The following is a 24911-nucleotide window of genomic DNA, read 5'->3' on the forward strand; positions in this document are numbered from 1 at the left end:
GGCTTGGAACCCTCCTTGACTTAGACATAGTCCAAGATAGGATTCAGTGCATATTGGGTCGCGCTCCAAGACCACAGGAGCAGACCCCGGCACTACACAAGGAGCCAGCCTTGCCCGAGAACAACCAGAAGCCGCTGACCACGGTTGCCGGAGCGCCGGTTCCCGACAACCAGAACTCCGTGACCTCCGGCCCCCGCGGCCCGATGTTGCTGCAGGACGTGTGGTTCCTGGAGAAGCTCGCCCACTTCGACCGCGAGGTCATCCCCGAGCGCCGCATGCACGCCAAGGGCTCCGGCGCGTTCGGCACCTTCACGGTCACGCACGACATCACGCGCTACACGAGCGCGAAGATATTTTCCGAGGTCGGCAAGAAGACCGACATGTTCGCCCGGTTCTCCACCGTCGCCGGTGAGCGCGGCGCCGCCGACGCCGAGCGGGACATCCGCGGTTTCGCCCTGAAGTTCTACACGGACGAGGGCAACTGGGACCTGGTCGGCAACAACACCCCGGTGTTCTTCTTCCGCGACCCGCTGAAGTTCCCCGACCTCAACCACGCGGTGAAGCGCGACCCGCGCACCAACCTGCGCGACCCCGAGAACAACTGGGACTTCTGGACCAACCTCCCCGAGGCCCTGCACCAGGTCACCATCGTGATGTCGGAGCGCGGCATCCCCGCCTCGTACCGGCACATGCACGGCTTCGGCTCGCACACGTACAGCCTGATCAACGCCGAGGGCGAGCGGTTCTGGGTGAAGTTCCACCACCGCACGCAGCAGGGCATCAAGAACCTCACCGACGCCGAGGCGGAGGCTTTGGTCGGCAAGGACCGCGAGTCGCACCAGCGCGACCTCTTCGACTCGATCGAGAACGGCGACTTCCCGAAGTGGAAGCTGTTCATCCAGGTCATGCCGGAGGCCGACGCGGAGAACTACCGCTTCCACCCCTTCGACCTCACCAAGGTCTGGTCGAAGAAGGACTACCCGCTGATCGAGGTCGGCGAGTGGGAGCTCAACCGCAACCCCGACAACTACTTCGCGGACGTCGAGCAGGCCGCCTTCACCCCGGCCAACGTGGTGCCGGGCATCAGCTACTCCCCCGACAGGATGCTCCAGGGCCGGCTCTTCTCCTACGGTGACGCCCAGCGCTACCGGCTCGGCGTGAACCACCACCAGATCCCGGTCAACGCGCCGAAGAACCCGGTGAACTCCTACCACCGCGACGGCGCCATGCGCGTCGACGGCAACCAGGGTGCGACGCCCGGCATCGAGCCGAACTCGTACGGCCGCTGGCGCGAGCAGCCCGCCTACCGCGAGCCGAGCCAGGCCGTGGGCGCCGTCGCCGACCGGTTCGACTTCCGCGAGGACGACGACAACTACTTCGAGCAGCCCGGCAACCTGTTCCGGCTGATGAGCGCCGAGCAGCAGCAGGTGCTGTTCGCGAACACGGCGCGCGCGATCAACGGTGCCTCACAGGCGACCGTCGAGCGGCACATCGCCAACTGCACGCAGGCCGACCCGGCCTACGGCGAGGGCGTCCGCAAGGCGATCGAGGCCCTGGCGGCGGGAGAGCTCTGAGCGTGGACAGCGGCACACTGACGCCCGAGCAGACGGAGCGTGTCATCGCTCTCGCCCAGGACCTGGCGCGCGAGGGCAGCACGGCCGAACTGGTGGAGTTCGTGGAGCACGGGCTGCCCGTGGACGTGACCGACGCGCAGGCCAACAGCCTGCTGATGCTGGCCGCCTACCACGGCCACGCCGACACGGTGCGCGCCCTGCTGCGCCTTGGCGCCGACCCGGACCTGCGCAACGCCCGCGACCAATCGCCCGTCGCCGGCGCCCTGTTCAAGGGCGCGGAGGACGTGGTCGCGGTGCTGCTTCAAGCCGGTGCGGATCTCGACTCGGGCACTCCGACGGCGCGGGCCGCGGCGGCGATGTTCGGACGCGAGCACCTGCTGACCGGCTAGCCCGCCATCGCGGCGTGCGCGAACTCCCGTACGCCGTCGTCGAATTGCACCTCGGACTTCCACCCGAGCTCCGCACAGAGCCGCGCCGATTCGGCGGTGATGTGCCGGACGTCGCCGAGCCGGTACTCCCCCGTCACGACGGGTTCGGGCCCGCCGTACGCCGCCGCGAGCGCCGATGCCATCTCGCCGACGGTGTGCGGCGTGCCGCTGCCCGCGTTGTAGGCGCGCAGGGCGCCCGGCTCGGCGTCGGCCTCCAGCGCCACCGCGTTGGCCTCGGCGACGTCCCGTACGTGCACGAAGTCGCGCCGCTGGCGGCCGTCCTCGAAGACACGCGGCGCGTCGCCGCGGGCGAGCGCGGAGCGGAAGAAGGAGGCGACACCGGCGTACGGGGTGTCGCGGGGCATCCGCGGCCCGTACACGTTGTGGTAGCGCAGCGAGAGCGCCGCCCCACCGCTCGCGCGCGCCCAGGCGGCGGCCAGGTGTTCCTGCGCGAGCTTGGTCGCGGCGTACACGTTGCGCGGGTCGACGGGGGCGTCCTCGCCGACGAGTCCCGGCTCCAGCTCGGCGCCGCAGTCGGGGCACCTGGGCTCGAACCGCCCCGCGTCCAGATCGGCGGCGTCGCGCGGCCCGGGCCGCACGACGCCGTGCCGCGGGCAGGCATAGCGCCCCTCCCCGTAGACGACCATCGACCCGGCGAGCACGAGCCGCGACACACCGGCCTCGGCCATCGCGGCGAGCAGCACCGCCGTGCCGAGGTCGTTGCGCGAGACGTACTCGGCGGCGTCGGCGACCCCGTTGCCGAGCCCGACCCGCGCCGCCTGGTGACACACGGCGTCGATGCCGACCAGTGCGCGGGCGACCGCGTCGGGGTCGCGCACATCGGCGCCGGGATCCTCCCGCACGTCGAACACGACGGGCTCGTGCCCGCGCGCGGTCAGCGCCTCGACGACATGGGACCCGATGAACCCGGCACCGCCGGTGACCAGTACTCGCATGCCGCCACGCTAGATCCCCCGGCCCCGCACACCACGGCAACGGGCCGATGCGTCACCACTCCGTAAGACCCGGCCGCAAGCCCCCTTGACACGTTTTGCATAATGCAAAGGTCGGTATTTTGCATGGTGCAAACGTGAGGCAGGGAAAAGAGTGAGCGGCACAGGAGTCGGTCTGCGGGCGCTGCGCCCGATGCTCGGCGGCCGGGGTTCGACGATGGTTCTCGCGGTGCTCGTGGGCGCGGGGGCGGGGCTCGGCTCGATCGTCTTCCGCTGGTGCATCCAGACGTTCACACGCCTGTTCTCCGGGCACGCCGACTACGCGGCGGCCCCCGGCAGCGCCAACCCGCACGTGTCCTGGCTCGGCCCGTTCTTCGTCCTCGTCACCCCCGTGATCGGCGGCCTCCTGTACGGCCCGCTGGTCAACCGCTTCGCCAAGGAGGCGCGCGGGCACGGTGTGCCGGAGGTGATGCTCGCGGTCGCCAAGCGCGGCGGCCGGATCAGCCCGAAGGTGGCCGTCGTGAAGACGCTCGCCTCGGCGCTCACCATCGGCTCGGGTGGTTCGGTGGGGCGCGAGGGGCCGATCGTGCAGATCGGCTCGGCGCTCGGCTCCACACTCGGTCGCATCACCGGGCTCTCGGAGGAGCGGCTGAAGCTGCTCGTCGCGTGCGGCGCGGCGGGCGGCATCGCGGCGACGTTCAACGCGCCGCTGGCCGGTGTGTTCTTCGCGATGGAGCTCATCCTGCGGACCTTCACCGTCGAGGCGTTCGGCGCGACGGTCCTGGCCAGCGTCACCGCGAGCGTGATCGGCCGGGCCGCGTTCGGCGACGTGGCGTTCCTGAGCCTGCCCGACTTCCCGGTCCAACACCTCGGCCAGTACGCCCTGTTCGCCGTGCTCGGCGTCGTCGCGGGCGCGGTCGGCGTCGGCTTCTCGCGCGTCCTGTACGCGATCGAGGACGCCTGCGACTGGCTGTGGCGCGGCCCCGAGTGGCTGCGCCCGGCGGTCGGCGGGCTCGCCCTCGGCCTGGTCCTGCTCGCGCTCCCCGAGATGTACGGGGTCGGGTACCCGGTCCTGGAGAAGGCGACGGAGGGCGGGTACGCCATCGGCTTCCTGCTGCTCCTGCTCGTCGGCAAGATGATCGCCACGAGCCTGACCATCGGCATCGGCGGCTCGGGCGGGGTGTTCGCGCCCAGCCTGTTCATCGGGGCGATGCTGGGCGCCGCGTTCGGCGCGGTCGCGCACGGCCTGCTGCCCGGCACGGCGGGTGCCGTCGGCGCGTACGCGCTGGTGGGCATGGGCGCCGTCTTCGCGGGCTCGTCGCGCGCGCCGATCACCGCCGTGGTGATCCTCTTCGAGCTGACCGGCGAGTACTCGATCATCCTGCCGCTGATGCTGGCGATCGTCCTCGCCACCGCCACCAGCCGCCTGCTCACGCGCGACACGATCTACACGCTCAAGCTGCGCCGCCGCGGCATCGACCTGGACGGCCCCGCTCCGGATGCGCCGCTCGGCGGCCAGCGGGTGGCCACCGTCCTGGAACCGCTGCCCTCTCCCCTGCCCGCGTCGCTCCAACTGGGCGACGCTGCCGAGCTGTTGAGCCGATCGGGCCATGGCGCTCTGCCCGTGCGGGACGACCGTGGCGCGTATCTCGGCGTCGTCACGGCGCAGGCCGTGGCCGAGACGCTGGCGGAGCAGCCGGACGGGGCGCCGGCCACCGTGGGCGAGCTCGCCCTGCACACGCCCCGCGTCACCACGGACCAGCCGCTCGCCGAGGCGCTGCACACGCTCCTCGCGGCGCCCGGCACGGGACTCCCTGTGATGCACGCCGACAAGGACGAGCCGGTGGGCTGGCTCAGCCACCAGGGGGCGCTGCGGGCGCTGCACCGGCCGACGCCCATGGAGCCCGCGCCCCCGCAGGCCACATCCGCTGGTGCCGTACCCGCGTAGGGTCAGCCGGCGGAGCCCGTCGGCAGGTCGACCCAGCCCAGCGGGTGCAGGGTCGGGTCCGGGGTGCCGGGCGCCGAGGGCTCGCCGCCGGCCTCGTTGAACGCGTCCAGCGCGCCGATCAGCGACGCGCGCTGCTCCGGATCCAGGCGCTCCACGATCCCCGCGATGTCCTCGCGGCGCCGCGCGGTCACGTTCTCGACGGTGCGGCGCCCCTCGTCGGTCAACTGCAGGAGCGTCTCCCGGCGGTTGGCGGGATTCGCGCGGCGGTCCGCGAGCCCCGCCGCGATCAGCCGGTCCACCATCCGCATCGCGGTGGACGGCGCCACGTGCAACTGCTCGGCGAGCACGACGAGTTTGGTGGCGCCGCGCGTCGAGAGCACCACCAGCATCCGGAACTGGGCCAGCGTCACCCGGTCCTCGACCTCCGCGAGGGACCGCGCCGACACGGCGACGAGCAGCCGCGACGCGGTGAGCACCGCACGGGTCACCGCGTCCACGTCGTCCCGGCCCTCGGCCCGGGACCCGCTCCCGCTCTCAGCCATGCGCCCTCCTCGCGGTGTCGATACCCGCCAGTATGAGGTCGATGCCGGCCAGGAACTGCGCCCGGTCGTCATGTTCGGGCAGTTCCGCGGCCACTTGCCGCAGGAACGGGTGCCTCTCGGAGTCGAGTTCCTTCCACCGTGCGGCGATTCCGCCGAGGAACGCCGAGCGGTCGGTGGCGCCCGGGAGTACGAGGCTCGCGTTCGCCGCGTTCTGAGCGGCGGCACCGAGTACGTAATTCAGCAGCGCGGAGGCGGAGTCGAACTGCGCGGCGCGCGCGACGCCCAACTCCTGGAGCCGGCCACCGAGGCCTTCGAAGATCTGCAGCAGCGCGGCCCCCCACGGCTCGCGGGAGAGCTGGGTCCCCACCCACGGATGCACGTCGATCGCGTCGAAGACACCGAGCGCCAGGACCCGGATCCCTTCCCGCGGATCCTCGTCACGGGCCACGTCCGCCATGACGCGCGTGACGACGCCGTCGGTGGCCGCGGCGAGCAGCTCGTCCTTGTTCGCGACGTGCCAGTAGATCGCTCCGGCGCCGGTCGCGAGACGCGCCGCGAGGGCGCGGAAGGTCAGCCCCTTCTCGCCCTGGGTGTCGAGGATCTCGATCGCCGCCTCGACGATCCGCTCCTTGGAGAGCGCGTCGGTGCGCTGTGCCCTGGTCGCCATGGGTCCCATTTTGACACGACTGGAACGTTGTTCCAAACTGATACTGGAACAACGTTCCACGCTCACCATCTCCCGAAATCTCGGGCTCTCGAAACGGAGCAAGATCATGAACACGGCCACGCACACGACCACCCCGATCACGATCGTCGGCGCGGGCCTCGGCGGCCTCGTCCTCGCCCGCGTCCTGTACGTCCACGGCATCCCCGCGACGGTCTACGAAGCCGACCCCTCGCCGGACTCCCGCACCCAGGGCGGCCAGCTCGACATACACGAGGCCGACGGGCAGGCGGCCATCGCGGCGGCCGGGCTCACCGAGGAGTTCCGCGCGATCATCCACGAGGGCGCCGAGGCACTGCGCGTACTCGACCAGCACGGCAAGGTGCTGATGGACGAGCCCGACGACGGCAGCGCGAAGCGCCCCGAGGTGCTCCGCGGCGACCTGCGCCGGATCCTGCTCGACTCGCTGCCCGAGGGCACGGTCAAGTGGGGCCACAAGATCACCGGCGTCGGCGCGCTCGGTGACGGCCGCCACGAGCTGTCCTTCACCGACGGCTCGACCGTCACCACCGGCCTCCTCGTCGGGGCCGACGGCGCCTGGTCGAAGGTCCGCCCCCTCGTCTCGGACGCCACGCCCTCCTTCACCGGCACGACGTTCGTCGAGACCTACCTGTACGACGTGGACCAGCGCCACCCGGCAGCCGCCGATGCGGTCGGCGCCGGCGCCCTGCTCGCCCCCTCCCCCGGCCAGGGCATCAACGCGCACCACGAGGCCGGCGGAGTCATCCACACGTACGTCCAACTGACCCGACCCGCCTCCTGGTTCGCCGGCATCGACTTCACGGACGTGGCCGCGGCGAAGACCCGTATCGCGGCCGAGTTCGAGGGCTGGGCCCCGGAGCTCACCGCGCTGATCACGGACGGCGAGTCGGCCCCGGTCGCGCGCATGATCCACACACTGCCCGACGGACACCGCTGGGACCGCGTGCCGGGCGTGACGCTGCTGGGCGACGCCGCACACCTGATGCCGCCGTCCGGCGACGGCGCCAACCTGGCCATGTTCGACGGCGCCGAACTCGGCGGGGCGATCGCCGCCCACCCCGGCGACATCGAGGCAGCCCTCACGGACTACGAAGCGGCGATGTTCGCCCGCACCTCCGGCTTCTACGACGACGCGCGCGAGATCTTGGACCTCTGCCTCGGCGACGGCGCGCCGCACTCGCTCGTCGACTTCTTCACCGCCGCCGGTAAGTCCGGCGCCGGTGAGTCCGCCCCCGGTGAATCCGTCGCCGACGAGACGGAGACGTCGTACGACGCCGCGCGAGCCTGACCCGACGAAGCCCTCCGAAAGACCCCGGCGCACCCACCCGCACCATGGTGCCGCGCCGAGCACGGCGGGACAATGTGCCGGATCCGCCCCTTGCCGGGACGGTCCCGCACACGCGTCGAAGGTGGCACCCGTGAATATCGACGGCAGCGACAGCAGCGACGGCTATTACGACCTGGGATCCTTCCACCGCGAGGTCACCACCGGCTCTCCCGAGGCCCAACTGTGGTTCGACCGCGGCCTGTTGTGGACGTACGGCTTCCACCACGAGGAGGCAGCCCGCTGCTTCGAGCGGGCCGTCGAGGCCGACGAGCAGTGCGCCATGGCCCACTGGGGCCTCGCCTACGCGCTGGGGCCGAACTACAACAAGCCGTGGGAGGCATTCGACGAGCGCGATCTGACGTCGACCGTCGAACGCACCCACCACGCCGTCCAGCGGGCCACGCTCGCCGCCGCCCGCGCGACACCGGTCGAACAGGCGCTGATCGACGCCCTGCGGCACCGCTGTCCGTCGGCCGGCCCCGCTCCCGACCAGTCGGTGTGGAACGAGGAGTACGCGCAGGCCATGGGCAAGGTCTACGCGAACCACCGGGACGACCCGGATGTCGCGACGCTGTACGCCGACGCCCTGATGAACCTCACGCCCTGGCAGCTGTGGGACCTGACCACCGGCCGTCCCGCCGAGGGCGCCCGCACCGTCGAGGCTCGGGAGGCGCTCGAACGCGCACTCGCGCAGCCGGACGGCCGCGACCACCCCGGCCTGCTGCACCTCTACATCCACCTCATGGAGATGTCACCGACGCCCGAACAGGCGCTGCCGGTCGCCGACCGGCTCCGGGGCCTGGTGCCCGACTCGGGTCATCTGCACCACATGCCCACGCACATCGACGTGCTGTGCGGCGACTACCGGCGCACCATCGAGGCCAACACCCGCGCCATCCAGGCGGACGAGCCGGCACTGGCCCGCGACGGCGCGATGAACTTCTACACGCTCTACCGCTGCCACAACATCCACTTCCGGCTCTACGCCGCGATGTTCGCGGGCCGGGCCGAGGTGGCGTTCGACTCCGTGGACCGGCTGGAGGCGGCGGTCCCCGAGGAGCTGCTGCGCGTCGAGTCGCCGCCCATGGCCGACTGGCTCGAGGGCTTCCTGGGCATGCGGGCGCACGCCCTGGTCCGCTTCGGCCGCTGGCAGGACCTCATCGACCTGCCGCTGCCCCGCGACCCGGAGCTGTACTGCGTGACGACGGCGATGACCCACTACGGCAGGGCCATCGCCCTCGCCGCGACAGGCCGCACACAGGAGGCGGCGGCCGAACGCGCGCGCTTCACCACTGCCGTGGCGCGAGTGCCGCAGTCCCGCACCCTCTTCAACAACACATGCCTCGACATCCTCGCCATCGCCTCGGCCATGCTCGACGGCGAACTCGCCTACCGGACAGGCGACTTCGACCGGGCCTTCACCGACCTCCGCCGCGCCATCCACCTCGACGACACCCTCCCCTACGACGAGCCGTGGGGATGGATGCAGCCGACCCGGCACGCGTACGGGGCGCTGCTCCTGGAGCAGGGCAGGGTGGCGGAGGCCGCCGACGTCTACGCCGCCGACCTGGGCCTCGACAGCACCCTCCCCCGCCCCCTGCACCACCCCAACAACGTATGGGCGCTGCACGGTTACCACGAGTGCCTGCTCCGGCTCGGCCGCGACGCGGAGGCCCGGATCATCGCCCCGCAGCTGACGACGGCGCTGGCGGTGGCGGACGTCCCGATCCGCTCGTCCTGCTACTGCCGCCTGGACGCGGCGACACCCGAGAAGGAGGACGACTGCTGCTGACGGCTGCTGCTGACGGCTGCCGTCAAGGCCCTGCCGAGCTCCATGGGTCAACTCCCCCGCTCATCCCTGATGCCCCCTTCACTCCTGCTCCTCCAGCAGGCAGAACCCGCCGCCACGGCAATCCCCGCACACCTCCCCCTCGCGCAGCCCGCTCCCATGGCAGGCCCCGCACAACCCGTCGTGCCACGTCGTCCCGTCCAGCGCGTGGTGCGGGTGCGGATAGTGCGTGTCGGGGAGCACGCACTCCACCTGTGTCTCCGGATGCCGTCGGACACACAGGTCCCGGCCGGGCTGCCGACGCCGAGCTTCCTCTGTCATGACTGCTGCTTCCCCTTCCGCTACGGCTCCAGGGAAACATCCACCACTGACAATCGGACCGATCGCGCTCCGCCGAGCCACGACGCAGGCCTCGCCCCACCCTGCCCCGATGTCAGGCGTCGGCGCGCTCCGCGGTGACCACCACCGCCGTGTACGGCAGGGTGAACTCGCCGCCCATCGCGTCGATCGCGGCGCCCGTGCGCGCCAGCAGGTCCGCCAACCGCTCCGGCCGGTACGTACCCGCCTCCCCGCTGGTCCGCATCTGTTCCAGCCACGCGTCACGCGTGTAAGTGGCCTCCCACGCGAAGCGCCACTCCTCGGGCTCGCCGAACAGGGCGGTGTCGCGCAGTCCGTCGGCGACCTTCGCGAAGACCGCCCCGTACGCGTCGAGGGTGGGGCGGGCCCAGGGGTTGCGCGGCGAGTCGGGCAGGGCCTCGCGGTGGGCTGCGGCGAAGGCGTCCGCGAGCTCGGGCCCTGGGCGGAAGACGTTCCAGAAGAGGGCGAGGCGTCCGCCGGGACGCAGCACTTCGGCCGCCTTCGCGGCTCCGGCGACCGGGTCGACCCAGTGCCAGGTCTGTCCCGCGACGACCGCGTCGAAGGTGCGGCCCGCCGCGTCCCAGGTCTCGAACTTGCCGACTTCCACGTCGAGTTCGTGGCCTCGGGCGTACTCCGCCATGCGCGCGTCCACGTCGATGCCGAGGACGGTGCAGCCCGCCGCCCGGAACTGGCGGGACGCGATGCCGGTGCCACAGCCGACGTCGAGGAAGTCGGGGCCCGGCGCGGCGGCGGCGATCCGGGCGACCAGGGCATCCGGGTAGCGGGGCCGGGTGCGGTCGTAGCGGTCGGGGTCGGCGCCGAAGGACTCGGCCATGGCGCGGGCCTTGTGCGGTTGGTCCGCAGCGGCCCCAGCGGGCTTCACGTCACGAGTGGGCATACGCCCACCATAGTGAGCACTCGCCCACTCTTCTACCCTGAGCCGAACCCTGAGCAGAACCCTGAACCCAGCCGAACGAAGGAGAAGCGCAGGTGCCGACCGGTGTGGCCATACGCGATGCGCGGGAGCAGCTCTTCGACGCGGCCGAGCGCGTCCTCATGCGGGACGGGGCCGCCGCACTCACCAGCCGGGCGGTCACCACGGAGGCGGGCTGCGCCAAGGGCGTGCTGCACCGCCACTTCGCCGACTTCGACGCCTTCCTGGCCGACCTCGTCATCGACCGCGCGGGCCGCATGGAGGAACGCGCCGCCGCGCTCGTCGCGTCCGCCGGCACCCGTACCGTCGTGGACCTCCTCACCGAGGCACTGAGGGACCTGTTCACGCCGGTCGTCGTCGCCATGGTCGGCCTGCTCACCTTCCGCGACGGCCTGCGCGCGCGACTGCGGGCGGCCGGGCGGCCGGGCGTCACGGTCCTGTCCGACGCCACCGCCATGCTCCGCTCGTACCTCGAAGCGGAGCGGCGGGCAGGCCGGTTGGCGCCCGACACCGACATCGACTCCCTGGGCCTGACCCTCATCGGCTCGGGCCACCTGCTGTACGCGAACCGGGAGGACGGCCCGCCCGGGGAAGCGGACGTCCGCCGGGTCGTCACGTCCGCCGTCGCGGGGGCGCTGCCCCACTAGACCCAATGCCGTTGCGTTTGCTGTCGGCGTAGGCTGGTTGACTGTGCTTCCCGGGGGTGGTGCGGGTGACTGCGAGTGTGTCTGACTTATCGGGTCTGGGGCTGTTGACCTGGGTGTATCCGCCCGGTCTGGTGGATCGGGTGGTGGCCGCGTGCGGCCGGTCCGAGCAGCGCAGACGGCTGCTTCCGGCGCGGCTGGTGGTGTATTTCGTGCTGGGGCTGGCGTTGTTCTCGCCCGCCCCGTATCTGGACGTGATGCGCCATCTGGTCGCGGGACTGCGGGGCCTGGGGCTGCTGGGTGACTGGCATGTTCCGGCGAAGTCCTCGCTGTTTCGGGCCCGGCAGCGGCTGGGCTCCGAGCCGCTGCGGGTGCTGTTCGCCGCCACCGCGAAGCCGCTGGCCACCGAGGCCACGCCCGGCGCGTTCTGGCGGGGACTGCGGATACTGGCGGTGGACGGGACCTGCTGGGACGTGGCGGACAGCGAGGCCAACCAGGCGGCCTTCGGCCGGCCCGGCAACAGTCGCGGGAGTGGCCGCAGTGCGTTCGTGCAGGTGCGGATGGCCGCCCTGGTCGAGGTGGGCAGCCACGCGGTGCTGGATGCGGAACTCGCCGGTTGCCGCACCGGCGAGGTGACGTTGGTGGGTCGGCTGCCCCGCTCCTGCGGGCCGGGCCAACTCGTGCTGGCCGACCGCGAGTTCCTCGGCGTGCCGCTGTGGCGGGCCTTCACCGCCACCGGGGCCGACCTTTTGTGGCGGGTGCCCGCCAACCGGGTCCTGCCCGTCGAACGGCTCCTGCGGGACGGATCATGGCTATCGCGCATCCACGCCGGCACCGACGCCCGCCACCGCGACCCGGTCACGGTCCGGGTCGTGGCCTACCGGCTCGCCGACGAGGAAACGGACTACCGCCTGGTCACCACGTTGCTGGACGCCCACCGCCACCCGGCCCGCGAGCTGGCCGCCCTCTACCGGGAACGCTGGGAGATCGAGACCGTCTTCGCCGAACTCAAGACCCACCAGCGGGGCGCGAAGGTGGTCCTCTCCAGCAAGACACCCGACGGGGCCCTCCAGCAGATCTGGGCCCATCTGCTGGTCCACCACGCGCTGCGGGAACTGATGGTGGAGACCGCGGCCACCCGCCAACTCGATCCCGACCGGGTCTCCTTCACCGAGACCCTGCGCTCCGCCCGACGCAGCGTGACCCTCACGCCGGGCACCTTTTCCCCCTGACCTCCTGGCCCGGCACCTGGACCTCCTCGAAGAAGACCTTCTGGACAGACTCCTGCCACCCAGGCGCCTGCGCAGCCAGCCCCGGGTCGTCAAGCGCAAGATGTCCAACTACTGGCTCAAGCGCGCCGAGCACCGCCACTGGCCACAGCCCACCCACGCCGGCACCCAGGCCATCCGCATCCAACGCCCCCAACCCACGAGCCAGTAACGCAACGGCATTGCCACTAGACCGCCTTTGCGCACCCGAACACCTGGATACCTGAGCACCCCCTGAGAATGTCTCCCAAATTGTTGACACTTACGTTGACAGTTGATGCCGTAGGTCCGGGGACGGGACTCGCTCGCCCCAAGAGCCTCACGGGAGCCACGAGTTGAAGCACAGGGCCATCAAGCGCAGAAACGTCGTGATCGGGATCGGGGCGGCCGCGGGCGCCGCGACGGCAGGCGGTCTCACCCTGTCCGCGCAGGCGTCGACCGGAACCGCATCCGACGAGCCCTACGGCACCCTCACGTTCGACACGGACGCCTACACGGAGCTGACCACGACCGTCACCACCGACGACGGCGACAAGGAGGTGAAGTACCGCTTCTGGAAGGCGATCACCTATGTCGCGAAGCCGGTCGACGAGAAGTACCAGAGCCTCAACGTCAGCGTGCCGGTGGAGATCGACGGCGAGGCGATCGACGCCTCCGACGCACCCATCCTGTTCGCCAACTCCGTCGGCGGCTACATGCCGTCCTCCGTCGCGGACGCGGACGGAATAGGCGGCGGCATGCCCGGAGGTGGCGGTGGCGGCACGCCGGGCGGCGATGGCGGTGCCATGAACGCCAACCAACTGCTCGCCCTCGCCGCCGGATACGTCGTCGTGGAACCGGGCGCACGCGGCCGCACCCTCAAGGACGACGACGGCACCTACTACGGCACCGCGCCCGCCGCGATCGTCGACCTGAAGGCCGCCGTGCGCTACGTCCGCGCCAACAAGGGCCGGATACCGGGCAACACCGATCGCATCGTGTCCGCGGGCACCAGCGCGGGCGGCGCCCTGTCCTCGCTGCTCGGCGCCTCCGGCGACAGCAGGATCTACGCGACGTACCTGTCCCAGCTGGGCGCGGCCGACGCCTCCGACGCGATCTTCGCGACCGGCGCCTGGTGCCCCATCGCCGACCTGGAACACGCCGACGGCGCCTACGAGTGGAACTGGGGCGCCAACAAGCAGAGCAACGGCGAGCAGGTCGACCAGGCGACGTCCAAGCAGTTGCGGGCCCAATTCGCTGAGTACCAGGCCTCGTTGAGGCTGCGCAGGATCGACGGTCACGGGCCGCTGACCGCCCGGAACTACGACGACTACCTGCTGACGCACTATCTGCAGCCGTCCGCCACCCGCTACTTGAAGGGTCTGTCGGACAGCGACCGCGCCGCGTACCTCGCCGACAACACCTTCATCACCTGGCAGGAGGGGAAGGACGGGAAGGCCACGTTCACGTGGGAGGACTTCCTCACGCACGTGGGCGCGCGCAAGAAGGACACGCCTGCCTTCGACCCGTTCGATCTGTCGTCCCCCGAGAACAACGAGTTCGGCGCGGGCACCACCGAGGCGCGGCACTTCACCGCCTACGGAGCGCGGCACGACACGAGCGGAGTCGGCAGCAAGCGGGTGGCGTCGGACCTCCCCGAGAAGCTCGGCCTGATGAACCCGATGTACCACCTGGCACGCCGCAACCCCGGCCGCTCCAAGCACTGGTGGATCCGGCTCGGCACCAAGGACAGCGACACGTCCCTGACCGTCTCCGCCAATATCGCGGCGAGTGCGGCCGGGCTCGGTGACCAGGTCGACCACCTCTACTACTGGGACGAGGGGCACGGGGCCAACATCGATCCGGCGGACTTCATCGCGTGGATCGCCCGGGTGACCGGCTACAAGAAGAAGTAGGCGCGACGGCTCCGACAGACCGCTGTGGCCCGGCCCCCGGGAAGGGGCCGGGCCACAGTGTCGTACGCACGGATCAACCGGCCATCACCGGCGCGCCCTTCCGGTCCCCGCTCCCCCGGTTGAGACCCACCTTGATGGTGAGCGCGGCCAGTGCCATCATCACCGCGCCGAACACGGCCGCCACGGCGAACATCGAGAAGCCCAGGTCCGCGTGGCCCGCGGCGAGCAGTTGGCCGCCCATCCACGGGCCGAAGACGGCGCCGAAGCGGCCCATGCCGGAGACCCAGCTGAGCGCGGTGGGCCGGTCCTCCTCGACGTGGTGCGAGCCGACCGTCGCGTACACCATCGTCTGGCCGCTGAACAGGAGCAGCCCGGCGAGGAAGACGACGCCGTACAGCACGCCCACCGACATGTGTACGCCCATGAGGTAGACGAAGACCGCGGTCAGCGCGAACCAGATGATGACGATGCGGCGCGGGCCGACGAGGTCGGCGAGGCGGCCGGCGACCAGCATGCCGACGATGCCGCCGACGTTGAGGAACGTCGAGAAGAGCAGCGAGTCACCGGTCTCGTAGCCGAGGTCGCCCATGATCTTCGGCAGCCACTGGCCGACCCCGTAGACGAGCAGCAGGCCGGCGAACGACGTCAGCCAGAAGCAGAGCGTCGTCAGCCACTGGCGGCCACGGAACAGGGCCTTGATGCTCTCCAGCTTGTCGGCTGCGTGGCCCTTGGGCTCGGGCAGTTCGAGGCCGTACGTGCCCGCGAGCGCCTGCGCGTCGCCGGTGCGGCCGCGGGTGAGCAGGTTGGTCGGCGACTCGGGCAACAGCTTCAGGGCCAGCGGCAGGAAGATCAGCGCGGGTATCGCGCCGACGAGGAAGGCCGAGCGCCACCCGAAGTCGTCGATCAGCCAGAGCGCGAGCAGCGGGGCGACGGCGCCGCCGGTCTGGTGGGCGGTCATGATGACACCGGTCGCGAGCGCCTTGCGGGCGCCGGTGGTGAACTCCATCCCGTACGAGATGGCGATCGGCAGCAGCGCGCCGAGACCGAAGCCGCACACCAGGCGGAAGAAGCCGAACACCCCGGCGCTCTGGGCGAATCCGCAGCCGACGGTGGCGATGGTGAACACGACGACCGAGGTGAAGACGGTCTTGCGGCGGCCCACCCAGTTGCTGACGGTGCCGGAGAGGATCGTGCCGACCAGCATGCCGAAGGTGGTGTAGCTGCCGATGTCACCGGCGGTGGCGTCGGTCAGGCCGAGTGCCTTCGAACCGAGCATGTGCGGCAGCGCGGAGCCGTAGATGAAGGTGTCGATGCCGTCGATGAACACCAGCGCCCAGCACAGGGCGATGACGATGGTGCGGCTGCGGCGGGAGGGGTCCGCGGCGACGGCGGAGGCCGCGTTTTTGGGCAGGGCGGAGCGGTAACGCGAGGACATCGTTGTTCCTCTCGTCCGGGCGGTCCGGTGGCGGCCCGGTAATGGCGGGTGGGGACGGTCGGGGTCAGGCCTTGATCGGCGGGGTTCCGTGGGTGTGGAAGGACTCGATGGTCTTCAGGCCCCAGGCCTGGCCCTTCTTGCGCTCTTCCTCGGTCCAGGTGATGAGCGGCCAGTCGGGGGCGAGGACGAGGCGGGTGAGCGGGTTGCACAACTCGATGCGGTTGCCGCCGGGCTCGTAGACGTAGAGGAAGAACGTCTGCTGGATGGCGTGCTTGTGGGGGCCCGTCTCGATGAACACGCCGGTGTCGATGGCGAGATCGGCGGCGCGCAGGATGTCCTCGCGATTGTCGGTCGCGAAGGCGATGTGGTGCAGGCGGCCGTTGGCGCCGGTCCAGTCCTCGGTGTAGACGACGTCGTACGACTTGTTGGTGAAGGTCAGCCACTTGCCGGCGATGCGCCCGGTGTCGAGCTGGATCTGCTCGGTGGGGCGGGCGCCGAGGACGTCCGACTGGAAGTCGGCGTTGAGGGCGACGTCCGAGGCGAGGAAGTTGACGTGGTCGAGGCGGCGGACGCCGACGCCTCGGTTGGGCTTGGCCTGCGGCTGGTTCTTGAGGGCCGGCTTCAGCTCGTCGGGGGCCCGGTAGTGCTCGCTGTCCCAGTAGAGGGCGAGTTCGTGGCCGTCCGGGTCGGTGGTGACGAACAGCTTGCCGATGCCGGGCTCGTCCTCGGCCCAGTGTCCGGTGCCGCCGGACTCCTCGACCGCCTTGACGCGTCGTTGGAGCGCTTCCTCGCTGGAGGTGCGCAGCGCGATCCGGCCGAGTCCCGGCTGGTCGCGGGCGGTGAGGACGAGGCTGTGGTGCTCGTAGTCGTCGAAGGTGCGCAGGTAGACGGTGTCACCTTCCTGGCCGCAGACGGTCAGGCCCAGGAAGTCCGTGAAGAAGCCGACGCTGGCGTCCAGGTCCGGGGTGAACAGCTGGGCGTGGCCGATGTGCGCGATGTCGCCGAGGGGCGGAGTCATCGGGGACCTCCTGGGGTCGGTGCCGTCTGTGCGGTCTGTGCGGTCTGTGCGGGGAGGGGTGCGGTGTCGACGGAGCGCGGGAAGACCGTGCCGTCGAAGAGTTTTCGGGCCGTGCGGACGACGGCGGTGCGCCGCGAGGCGGGAAGTCCGTCGGGGCCCGCGGAGAGGCCGGCTTCGATGTCGGTGAAGCCGGTGGGGTGCTCGATACGCAACCGGTCTGCTCCCGTGGGCGGTTGGGCGATGCCGTCCGCCACACTGCCGTCGATCCGCAGCCCCGCCGCCACGCTGGCCGCGCCGAGCACGCCGATGGAGGTGTGGCAGCGGACGGGGATGAACGTACGGGTGGTGACGGCGCCGCCGTGCCGGGGCGGGGCGAGCAGGGTCAGCTTGGGGACGGTGGCGTCGGTGACATCTCCGAGGCCCATCAACTCACCTGCTTCCAGAAGGATTTCACGGAGCCGTCGGGCCAGCTCCTCGTCCGCCTCCAGCTCCTTCGGGTCCTCGTAGCCGGTGACCTTCAGGGAGTCGGCCGGGACGAGCACGGTCGGCATGCCGTTGTCGACGCAGGTCACCTCGGTACCGGCCACCGTGTCACGGAGGTGCCCGGTGGGCAGCAACGCGCCCTCCCCCGGCGGGAATTCGATGACCACGGCGGCCGCGGTCCCCGGTACGCCGGAGATCTCCGCGTCGCCCGTGTAGTCGACCCGGCCACCCGGCGTGGGGAACGTGGCCGTCGCCCGGTCACCGGAGTTGACCATGCGGATACGGACCGAGGTCTCCCCGTCGACGGCGGGCACCAGGCCCCGCTCGACCGCGAACGGTCCGATGCCGGCGAGGATGTTCCCGCAGTTCTGGCGGTCCGACACCATGGGTTCGTCGACGTTGACTTGGAGGAACAGGTAGTCGACGTCGGCGTCCGGGTCGTCCGAGGGTGACACCACCGCGACCTTGCTGGTGAGCGGGTGGCCACCTCCGATGCCGTCGATCTGGCGCGGGTCGGGGCTGCCCATCACCCGCAGCAGCAGCTCGTCGCGGGCGGCCGGTTCGGCGGGCAGGTCCTCGGCCAGGAAGTAGGCGCCCTTGGAGGTGCCGCCGCGCATCAACAGGCAGCGCACCTCGTCCGGCCCGCTGCCGGGTGCCCCGGTCACGAGGTGTGCTCCTCGTACGTGCGGTACTCGACGCCGAGCCGCTCGAGGGTGTCGCGCAACCCGTAGCGGTCCAGGCCGAGTTGGCCCTCCACGAAGGCGGCGCGGGTGGCGGCCTCCTTCTCCTCGCGGGCCCGGGACTTCTCCGCGGCCTCGGCAGCCCGTTCGCGCGGCACGACCACCACACCGTCGTCGTCGGCGATGACGACATCACCGGGACGGACGGTCTCGCCCCCGATGACGACCGGTACGTTGACGCTGCCGCCGGTCGCCTTCACCGTGCCCTGCGCGGACACGGCGGCGGACCAGGCGTGGAAGCCCATCTCGCGCAGCTCGGCGGTGTCACGGATCCCGGCGTTGGTGACGATGCCGCGCACCCCGCGCTTCTGCAGCGCGGTCGCGAACAGCTCGCCGAACATGCCGTCGGTGGACGGCGATGTGGTGGTGACGACGAGGATGTCGCCCTCGCCGCACTGCTCCACCGCCGCGTGGATCATGAGGTTGTCGCCGGGCCAGGACAGGACGGTCACCGCGGTGCCGGCGATGCGCGTGTCCTGCTGGTTCGGGCGCAGGTGGTGGCCGAGGAGCCCGGTGCGGCCCATCGCCTCGTGGACGGTGGCGACTCCGTACGCGGACAGCGCCTCGACGTCCTTGGCCTCGGCCTTGGGCGGGTCGGTGACGATGACGCCGGGCATCAGGCGAGCTCCTTCGCGATCTGCGGGTAGGGGCGCATGTACGCCTCGGCCATGGTCTTGTGGGCGAGCCCGAGGTTCGGCCCGGCATTGCGCTTGAGCTGGACACCTCGGCGTACGGCAAGGTCGGTGTAGTACTCCCACAGGTGCTGCTGGGCGCCCAGGCACTCCATGGCCTTGCGCTTGGTGTCCCAGACCTCGGTGATGTCGAGGAGGACCTCGGGCCTGAAGCCGCTCATCTCGGGCTGGTGCGGCTCGAAGTAGAAGACGGGCGGGGCGCCGATGATCTCGCCGTCGCCGGGGTAGCCGATGGCCTGCGCGAGGACGCGGGCCTGCAGGGCCATGCGGTTGGCGGCCGGGTGGTCGCCGTTGTACGGGTCCTCGACCGGGTGCGTGAGCACCACGTCGGGCTGGGTGTCGCGGTAGACGGTGACGAGCCGGTCGGTCAGCTCGGCACTCTCCACCAACGGATAGTCTCCGGCGTCAAAGAAGTGCACGTCGGCGCCGAGCGTGGCGGCGGCCCGCTCCGCCTCGTCGCGGCGCAGCGCCTTGATCTCGTCGAGCTTCTTGCCCTCCCGCCAGGCCTTGGCGGACTCGCCGCGCTCGCCGAACGTCAGGCACGCGATGCTCACCTTCTCGCCGCGGGCGGCGGCGAGCGCGATGGCACCGCCGGCCCGCCACACGAAGTCCCCGGCGTGCGCGGTGACCACCAGGGTGGATCGTGGCGGGGTGGCGGGCGCGTGGCCGTTGGTCATTGCTGCATCTCCTTGGTGACAGGTGTGCGCCCGTCTCCGATGCAGGTCAGTCGGCGCTCAACACGTCGATCACGCTGCGGAGGTGGGCGCGGACGGCCGTCTCGGCCGCCTGCGGGTCCCTGGCGCGGATCGCCTCGATCATCGCCAGATGTTCGCTCAGGGACTTCTGTGAACGCCCCGGTCGCAGCGCCAACTGGAAGCGGTGGCGCACCAGTTGGGCGTTGAGCCGTTCCAGGAGCCCGACGGCCGTGTGCTGGCCGGAGATCTCCCGGATGCGGGCGTGCAGCTCGTGGTTGAGGTCGGAGTAGGTGAGCGGGTCACCATCGGCGACCGCCTTGGACATGGCGTCACCGAGCCCGGTGAGCTCGTCGAGCTGTGCGTCGGTGGCCTCCTGAGCCGCCTTGGCCGCGCACAGCCCTTCGAGTGCCATCCGGCACTCGGTGATCTCCACGGCCTCCTCGACCGTGACGACCCGCACCCGCGAGCCGCGGTTGCGGATCCGCTCGACCAGACCTTCCGCGGCCAGCTCGAGCAGCGCGGCACGGATGCTCGCCCGCGTCACGTCGTACTGCTCGGCGAGTTCGTTCTCCACCAGCCGCTGGGCCGGTGACATCTCGCCGCGCAGAATCGCCTTACGCAGCCGATCGAGCGCGTACTGCTTGGCCTGCTCTCCGGAGCCCGGACGGGCTTCCTCCGGCATCTGCCCTCCCTGAGTGAGTGCGTGTCGACGCTAAATCTAGGCGAACAGAATTGTCAACGATTTTGTTCGCAACCTGTCTGCACGCTTTGACCCGCCACTGGCGCCCCGCGCGACGGCAGCTCGCCTCAACTCCCCTCCCCACACCGCGAGTTCACCCCTTGTACGCTTCCGCTTCGGGCACCACCCCCTTCCCCCTCACACCAAGATCACAGAATGCATCCGCCATGCTCACGCCATGAAGGAGCTTTCACGTGGCCATTCCACGGACGTCCCTGCTGGTCCTCGCCACCACCGTCGCCGCGCTCGCCGTGACCGCGACGGGCCCGGCCCAGGCTGCCTCCCGGACCCTGCCAGCGGTCCCGCCGCGCGCCGAGACCGCCGCCCTGCACGACGACGCCGCGGGCGGTGACGCCGACGCCGACGACCCGGCGATCTGGCGCAACCCCGCGAACCCCGACCGCAGCCTCGTCGTCGCCACGGCCAAGCAGGGCGGACTGCGCGTCTACGACCTCGACGCGCACGAGGTGCAGTCGCTGCCCGCGCCCGCGGGACCCGGCGCCGACGACGCGCCCGGCCGGTTCAACAACGTCGACCTGGTCCACAGCGCGGGCCTCGGCGACCTGGCCGTGACCTCGGACCGCGGCAACGACCGGCTGCGCTTCTACCGCATCGACCGCGACCACGCCGGCGGCCCGCTCACCGACGTCACCGACCCGAAGGCGACCCCCGCCTTCTCCGGCTCCCAGGACGAGATCAACGAGCAGCGCACGGCGTACGGCCTGGCCACCTGGACGGACAAGGCGAGCGGCCGCTCCTACGCCCTGGTCAGTCAGCGCGAGCGCACCCGCCTCGCCCTCTTGGAGCTCAAGAGCAACACCGACGGCACGGTCGGCTACACCAAGGTCCGCACCCTCGACCTGCCGTCCACCTTCCGCCTGCCCAACGGCGCCAACTGGTCGCCGTGCGGAGAGCCCGGCGAACTCCCGCAGGTCGAGGGCATGGTGGTGGACCCGGCGACCGGCACGCTCTACGCCGGTCAGGAGGACGTCGGCATCTGGCGGCTGTCCGCCGACCTCACGGGCACACCGAAGCTGATCGACAAGGTGAAGGAGTACGGCGTACCCGGCACCTACGACGAGGCGACCGAGGAGTGCACCGCGGGCGCCGACCCGGGCTTCGGCGGCAAGCGCCTCACCGCGGACGTCGAGGGCCTGACCCTGGTCACCGAGAAGGGCGACGACGGCCTGCTGCTCGCCTCCAGCCAGGGCGACAACACCTTCGCCGCGTACGACCGCGAGGTCTCCGACGCGAACGAGTACGAGGGCGGCTTCCGCGTCACGCCCGCCTCGGCGGGACTCGACGGCTCCGAGGAGTGCGACGGCGCCGCCGCGCTGAACGAGCCGCTGGGCCGCCGCTACCCGAACGGTCTCCTGGTCGTGCAGGACGGCCACGACGCTCCGGGCGAGGCGGACCGCCCCTCCACCAACTTCAAGTTCGTGGACCTCGGTGCGGTCACGGACGCGGTCGACGACTGACGGCGTCGGCGGGCCGCTCGTCGAACGGCCCGCCCCACGGAGCCTCCAGCGCCGCACGCAGTCCGCCGAGCGCCTCCTCGCCGATGCGCTCCGCCAGCCGGGCCTCGAGCCCGTCCAGGGCACGCCGCGCCCGGTCATGGGCGCGGCGCCCCTCCGCGGTGCGGCGGACCAGGCGCTGCCGGGCCGACGCGGGGTCCGGCGCCTGCTCCAGGAGGCCGTCGTCGATCAGGGTGCGCACGGCCTGATGGACGGTCTGCCGGGTCACACCCATGCGGCGGGCCAGCTCGGCGACGGTGGTGCCGTCCGTGTCGAGCATCGCGAACAGCTGCATCTGGGTGTGCGTTATCGGCGCCACCCCCTGCGCCTCCAGGGCCGCGAGCAGCCCGTCCTCGAACCAGCGCCGGGCTTCACCGAGGAGCTGCGGCAGATCACGTCGGGGCTCGCTCGTCACTTCTTCGTCCTCCCGGACTCCCGGATACCTCGGCGCGGACCCGGCTCTTGCCTGCGGACCGCTTCACATGTCAGGCTACCTGACACATAACGTCAGGCACCCTGACACAGGCAAGGATGATCAGCATGACCATGGAATTCGCGAAGCGCTACCGCAGCGCCTCCCGCATACCGGCCGACCCGTCGAAGCCGTACGTGATCGAGAAGGGCGAGGGCGACCGTGCCCACCTCTTCGGCGATCTCGTCACCGTCTACGCGGGCGGCGAGCAGACCGACAACACCTTCAACTTCTTCACCGTCGAGGGCCCGAAGGGCGACATCATCCCGGCACATGTGCACGCGGACACCCACGAGGTGTTCTACGTGACGCAGGGCGCGGTCCGGCTCTTCGCCGAGGACCCCGAGGGCGAGCAGCTGGAGCGCCTGCTCACGCCGGGCGACTTCGGTTTCGTGCCGAAGAACTGCACGCACGCCTACCGCATGGAGCGCCACCACTCCCAGGTCGTCGGCGTCGCCGCGGGCCCCGGCGGCACCTTCGAGCGGTTCTTCGAGACACTCGGCACCCCGACCGAGGAACTCGGCCTGCCGCAGCGGCCGTTCGTGCCCGATCCGCACAAGTTCGGCACCGTGCCCCAGCAGTACGACGTGAACTTCCTGCCCGATCACCAGTGGCGGACCTCGTGACGCCGGGCGAACTGCGGCAGTTGATCGCTGCACCGCACCCGGACGTCGCGCCACTGCCCCGGGCGACCGAGTACGCGGGCGCCGTGCGCGCGCTGCGCGGCGTCCCGTACGCGGACGTGGAGGGCGCCCGCCCGCTGGAACTCGACCTGTGGCTGCCGGCGTCGGCGGGCCCGGCGCCGCTGGTGCTGTTCGTGCACGGCGGGGCGTGGCGGCGCGGCCGGCGTGACGACATGGGTGTGCGTACGCGGGAGTGGGCCCCCGGCCCGTTCGAGCAGCTCGCGGCGGCGGGCCTCGCGGTGGCCTGCGTGGACTACCGGCTCAGCGGCGAGGCGACGTTCCCCGCGCCGCTGGAGGACCTGCGGTCGGCGCTGCGCTGGCTGGGCCTGCGTGCGGACGAGTTGGGCATCGCTCCCGAACGCACCGTCGTCTGGGGCGAGTCGGCGGGCGGCCATCTGGCCTCGCTGCTCGCGCTCACGCACGACGGGCCGCGGCTCGCGGGGGCGGTCATCTGGTACGGCCCTGCGGATCTGACGACGGTGCGGCCCCCGTTCGATCCGGCGAGCCCGGCCACGCCCGAGGCGCTTCTGCTGGGTGAGGCCCCTGCTTCGGTGCCGGAACTGGCTGACGCCGCAAGCCCGTTGAAGCGGGTGCACGCGGACGCACCGCCCTTCCTCGTCGTGCACGGCGAAGCCGATTCGATGGTGTCGTGCTCTCACGGCCGTGACCTGTCGGACGCGCTGCGGGCGGCCGGGGCGCCGGTCGAGCTGCGGACGGTGCCGGGGGCCGACCACGGCTGGCACGGCGCGGACGACGCCGAGGTCCGGCGGATCTTCACCGCTTCCCTGGACTTCGTACGGCAGCACACCTGACCACCCCTTTTCCCCATGCGGTCGACCTGGCAGATTGGGGTGCTCCTGCCCCCGCCCGGTGAAGAGGTGCGCGATGAGCCCGCAGTTCGGCGACTACCAATTCGAGATCTACCTCGACGGACTGCGGGGCGTCACGCCCACGCAGCCGATGGACTTCGCCACCCTCGAACAGCGGGCGCAGGCGGCCCTCTCCCCCTCCGTCTGGTCCTACGTCGCCGGGGGCGCGGGCGACGAGCACACGCAGCGCGCCAATGTGCGGGCCTTCGAGCGGTACGGACTCGTGCCCCGGATGATGGTGGGCGCCACGCAGCGCGACATGTCCGTGGACCTGTTCGGGATGCGGCTCGCCTCACCGCTGTTCATGGCGCCGGTCGGCGTGATCGGGCTGTGCGCGCAGGACGGGCACGGGGACCTGGCGACGGCGCGGGCCGCGGCGCGCACCGGCGTGCCCATGGTGGCGTCGACGCTGACGGTCGACCCGATGGAGGACGTGGCCGCCGAGTTCGGTGACACGCCCGGCTTCTTCCAGCTGTACACACCCACCGACCGGGCGCTCGCCGAGAGCCTGGTCAAGCGGGCGGAGGCGGCGGGCTACAAGGGCATCGTGGTCACCCTCGACACCTGGGTCACCGGCTGGCGCCCGCGCGACCTGTCGACCTCCAACTTCCCGCAGCTGCGCGGCCATTGCCTCGCCAACTACATGTCGGACCCGCGCTTCCAGGAGCTCGCCGCGAGCACCGACCCCACGGACCTCGTACGGTCCTGGGTCGGCCTCTTCGGCAACCCGCTCACCTGGGACGACCTCCCGTGGCTGCGCTCGCTCACCGATCTGCCGCTGATCCTCAAGGGCATCTGCCACCCCGAGGACGTACGCCGCGCCAAGGACGGCGGCGTGGACGGCATCTACTGCTCCAACCACGGCGGCCGCCAGGCCAACGGCGGCCTTCCCGCGCTCGCCGCGCTGCCGGGGGTCGTCGAGGCGGCGGACGGCATGCCGGTGCTCTTCGACTCCGGAATCCGCTCGGGCGCCGATGTCATCAAGGCACTCGCGCTGGGTGCCACGGCGGTGGGCGTCGGGCGTCCGTACGCGTACGGGCTCGCGGTCGGCGGCGACGACGGGCTCGTGCACGTCCTGCGCTCCCTGCTCGCCGAGGCCGACCTGATCATGGCGGTGGACGGCTATCCGACCCTGGCGGACCTCACTCCGGAGGCGTTGGTGAAGTCGGGTCCCTACGGCGACTGAGCAGCGGAATCCCGTGGAGG

Annotated in this window: 24 protein-coding genes; 12 read left to right on the top strand and 12 right to left on the bottom strand. The window is 71.2% G+C overall.

Annotated features, from left to right (window positions below; all coding sequences use genetic code 11):
- The first annotated feature begins 110 nt into the window (after positions 1-110).
- Together ACOKM3_RS03020 and ACOKM3_RS03025 are read left to right on the top strand one after the other, a co-directional pair.
- Positions 111-1574, top strand: coding sequence for a catalase (locus ACOKM3_RS03020; RefSeq protein ID WP_426896594.1), 1464 nt, complete (start codon positions 111-113; stop codon positions 1572-1574).
- Positions 1575-1576: 2 nt separating this feature from the next.
- Positions 1577-1963, top strand: a complete 387-nt coding sequence (locus ACOKM3_RS03025) for an ankyrin repeat domain-containing protein (protein WP_426896596.1) — start codon at positions 1577-1579, stop codon at positions 1961-1963.
- Here ACOKM3_RS03025 and ACOKM3_RS03030 read toward each other — a convergent pair.
- Complete coding sequence (locus ACOKM3_RS03030; RefSeq protein ID WP_426896598.1) at positions 1960-2958, bottom strand: NAD-dependent epimerase/dehydratase family protein; 999 nt, start codon at positions 2956-2958, stop codon at positions 1960-1962. The genes ACOKM3_RS03025 and ACOKM3_RS03030 overlap by 4 nt on opposite strands.
- 214 nt (positions 2959-3172) lie before the next feature.
- On the opposite strand from ACOKM3_RS03030, the gene ACOKM3_RS03035 reads away from it, so the two are divergent.
- The gene (locus tag ACOKM3_RS03035; RefSeq protein WP_426906682.1) at positions 3173-4903 is read left to right on the top strand and encodes a chloride channel protein; all 1731 of its coding nucleotides are present in this window, start codon (positions 3173-3175) and stop codon (positions 4901-4903) included.
- 2 nt (positions 4904-4905) lie between these two features.
- On the opposite strand, the gene ACOKM3_RS03040 is transcribed toward ACOKM3_RS03035, so the two are convergent.
- Positions 4906-5445 carry a MarR family winged helix-turn-helix transcriptional regulator gene (locus tag ACOKM3_RS03040; protein ID WP_426896600.1) on the bottom strand — a complete coding sequence of 180 codons (540 nt, stop codon included), beginning with the start codon at positions 5443-5445 and terminating at the stop codon, positions 4906-4908.
- Positions 5438-6112 carry a TetR/AcrR family transcriptional regulator gene (locus ACOKM3_RS03045; protein ID WP_426896602.1) on the bottom strand — a complete coding sequence of 225 codons (675 nt, stop codon included), beginning with the start codon at positions 6110-6112 and terminating at the stop codon, positions 5438-5440. The genes ACOKM3_RS03040 and ACOKM3_RS03045 overlap by 8 nt, the downstream gene beginning before the upstream one ends.
- A gap of 106 nt (positions 6113-6218) precedes the next feature.
- Here ACOKM3_RS03045 and ACOKM3_RS03050 point away from each other — a divergent pair, with 106 nt between their 5' ends.
- Positions 6219-7439 carry an FAD-dependent oxidoreductase gene (locus ACOKM3_RS03050; protein ID WP_426896604.1) on the top strand — a complete coding sequence of 407 codons (1221 nt, stop codon included), beginning with the start codon at positions 6219-6221 and terminating at the stop codon, positions 7437-7439.
- A gap of 130 nt (positions 7440-7569) precedes the next feature.
- Positions 7570-9270: a tetratricopeptide repeat protein gene (locus ACOKM3_RS03055; RefSeq protein ID WP_426896606.1), complete on the top strand. Its 1701-nt coding sequence runs from the start codon at positions 7570-7572 to the stop codon at positions 9268-9270.
- A 78-nt stretch (positions 9271-9348) separates the two neighbouring features.
- On the opposite strand, the gene ACOKM3_RS03060 is transcribed toward ACOKM3_RS03055, so the two are convergent.
- Both ACOKM3_RS03060 and ACOKM3_RS03065 read right to left on the bottom strand, forming a co-directional pair.
- Positions 9349-9588 carry a hypothetical protein gene (locus tag ACOKM3_RS03060; RefSeq protein WP_426896608.1) on the bottom strand — a complete coding sequence of 80 codons (240 nt, stop codon included), beginning with the start codon at positions 9586-9588 and terminating at the stop codon, positions 9349-9351.
- Positions 9589-9700: 112 nt separating this feature from the next.
- Entirely contained in the window at positions 9701-10459 is a 759-nt protein-coding gene (locus ACOKM3_RS03065; RefSeq protein ID WP_426906683.1) for a class I SAM-dependent methyltransferase, read from the bottom strand.
- A gap of 155 nt (positions 10460-10614) precedes the next feature.
- On the opposite strand from ACOKM3_RS03065, the gene ACOKM3_RS03070 reads away from it, so the two are divergent.
- The 3 genes from ACOKM3_RS03070 (at position 10615) to ACOKM3_RS03080 (ending at position 14365) form a co-directional block, all read left to right on the top strand.
- Positions 10615-11205: a TetR family transcriptional regulator gene (locus ACOKM3_RS03070; protein ID WP_426896610.1), complete on the top strand. Its 591-nt coding sequence runs from the start codon at positions 10615-10617 to the stop codon at positions 11203-11205.
- A gap of 77 nt (positions 11206-11282) precedes the next feature.
- Positions 11283-12434 carry an IS4 family transposase gene (locus tag ACOKM3_RS03075; protein ID WP_426896612.1) on the top strand — a complete coding sequence of 384 codons (1152 nt, stop codon included), beginning with the start codon at positions 11283-11285 and terminating at the stop codon, positions 12432-12434.
- Between the two features lie 371 nt (positions 12435-12805).
- A complete protein-coding gene (locus ACOKM3_RS03080) occupies positions 12806-14365 on the top strand; it encodes a subtype B tannase (RefSeq protein WP_426896614.1) in 1560 nt (519 codons plus the stop codon).
- Between the two features lie 73 nt (positions 14366-14438).
- On the opposite strand, the gene ACOKM3_RS03085 is transcribed toward ACOKM3_RS03080, so the two are convergent.
- From ACOKM3_RS03085 to ACOKM3_RS03110, 6 genes are all read right to left on the bottom strand, one after another.
- Positions 14439-15800, bottom strand: a complete 1362-nt coding sequence (locus tag ACOKM3_RS03085) for an MFS transporter (RefSeq protein WP_426896616.1) — start codon at positions 15798-15800, stop codon at positions 14439-14441.
- A gap of 64 nt (positions 15801-15864) precedes the next feature.
- Positions 15865-16818: a catechol 2,3-dioxygenase gene (locus ACOKM3_RS03090; protein ID WP_426896618.1), complete on the bottom strand. Its 954-nt coding sequence runs from the start codon at positions 16816-16818 to the stop codon at positions 15865-15867.
- Positions 16815-17918, bottom strand: coding sequence for a 4-oxalomesaconate tautomerase (locus ACOKM3_RS03095; protein ID WP_426906684.1), 1104 nt, complete (start codon positions 17916-17918; stop codon positions 16815-16817). Before ACOKM3_RS03095 ends, ACOKM3_RS03090 begins: the two co-directional genes overlap by 4 nt.
- Before the next feature lie 44 nt (positions 17919-17962).
- Positions 17963-18658, bottom strand: coding sequence for a 4-carboxy-4-hydroxy-2-oxoadipate aldolase/oxaloacetate decarboxylase (locus ACOKM3_RS03100; protein WP_426896620.1), 696 nt, complete (start codon positions 18656-18658; stop codon positions 17963-17965).
- A complete protein-coding gene (locus ACOKM3_RS03105) occupies positions 18658-19410 on the bottom strand; it encodes a PIG-L deacetylase family protein (protein WP_426896622.1) in 753 nt (250 codons plus the stop codon). Before ACOKM3_RS03105 ends, ACOKM3_RS03100 begins: the two co-directional genes overlap by 1 nt.
- A 46-nt stretch (positions 19411-19456) precedes the next feature.
- Positions 19457-20110: a GntR family transcriptional regulator gene (locus ACOKM3_RS03110; protein WP_426896624.1), complete on the bottom strand. Its 654-nt coding sequence runs from the start codon at positions 20108-20110 to the stop codon at positions 19457-19459.
- Between the two features lie 251 nt (positions 20111-20361).
- Here ACOKM3_RS03110 and ACOKM3_RS03115 point away from each other — a divergent pair, with 251 nt between their 5' ends.
- The gene (locus ACOKM3_RS03115; protein ID WP_426896626.1) at positions 20362-21645 is read left to right on the top strand and encodes a phytase; all 1284 of its coding nucleotides are present in this window, start codon (positions 20362-20364) and stop codon (positions 21643-21645) included.
- Here the strand turns inward: ACOKM3_RS03115 and ACOKM3_RS03120 are convergent.
- Entirely contained in the window at positions 21623-22096 is a 474-nt protein-coding gene (locus ACOKM3_RS03120) for a MarR family winged helix-turn-helix transcriptional regulator (RefSeq protein WP_426896628.1), read from the bottom strand. The two genes, ACOKM3_RS03115 and ACOKM3_RS03120, sit on opposite strands and share 23 nt — an antisense overlap.
- 125 nt (positions 22097-22221) lie before the next feature.
- Between ACOKM3_RS03120 and ACOKM3_RS03125 the strand changes: the two genes are divergently transcribed.
- The 3 genes from ACOKM3_RS03125 to ACOKM3_RS03135 all read left to right on the top strand — a co-directional run bounded on the left by ACOKM3_RS03125 (position 22222) and on the right by ACOKM3_RS03135 (position 24891).
- Complete coding sequence (locus tag ACOKM3_RS03125; RefSeq protein WP_426896630.1) at positions 22222-22779, top strand: quercetin 2,3-dioxygenase; 558 nt, start codon at positions 22222-22224, stop codon at positions 22777-22779.
- Positions 22764-23648 carry an alpha/beta hydrolase fold domain-containing protein gene (locus ACOKM3_RS03130; RefSeq protein WP_426896632.1) on the top strand — a complete coding sequence of 295 codons (885 nt, stop codon included), beginning with the start codon at positions 22764-22766 and terminating at the stop codon, positions 23646-23648. The genes ACOKM3_RS03125 and ACOKM3_RS03130 overlap by 16 nt, the downstream gene beginning before the upstream one ends.
- A gap of 73 nt (positions 23649-23721) precedes the next feature.
- Positions 23722-24891: an alpha-hydroxy-acid oxidizing protein gene (locus ACOKM3_RS03135; RefSeq protein WP_426896634.1), complete on the top strand. Its 1170-nt coding sequence runs from the start codon at positions 23722-23724 to the stop codon at positions 24889-24891.
- Positions 24892-24911 lie beyond the last annotated feature (20 nt).

The sequence above is a fragment of the Streptomyces nidicola genome (genome assembly GCF_050106155.1).
Lineage (GTDB): Bacteria > Actinomycetota > Actinomycetes > Streptomycetales > Streptomycetaceae > Streptomyces.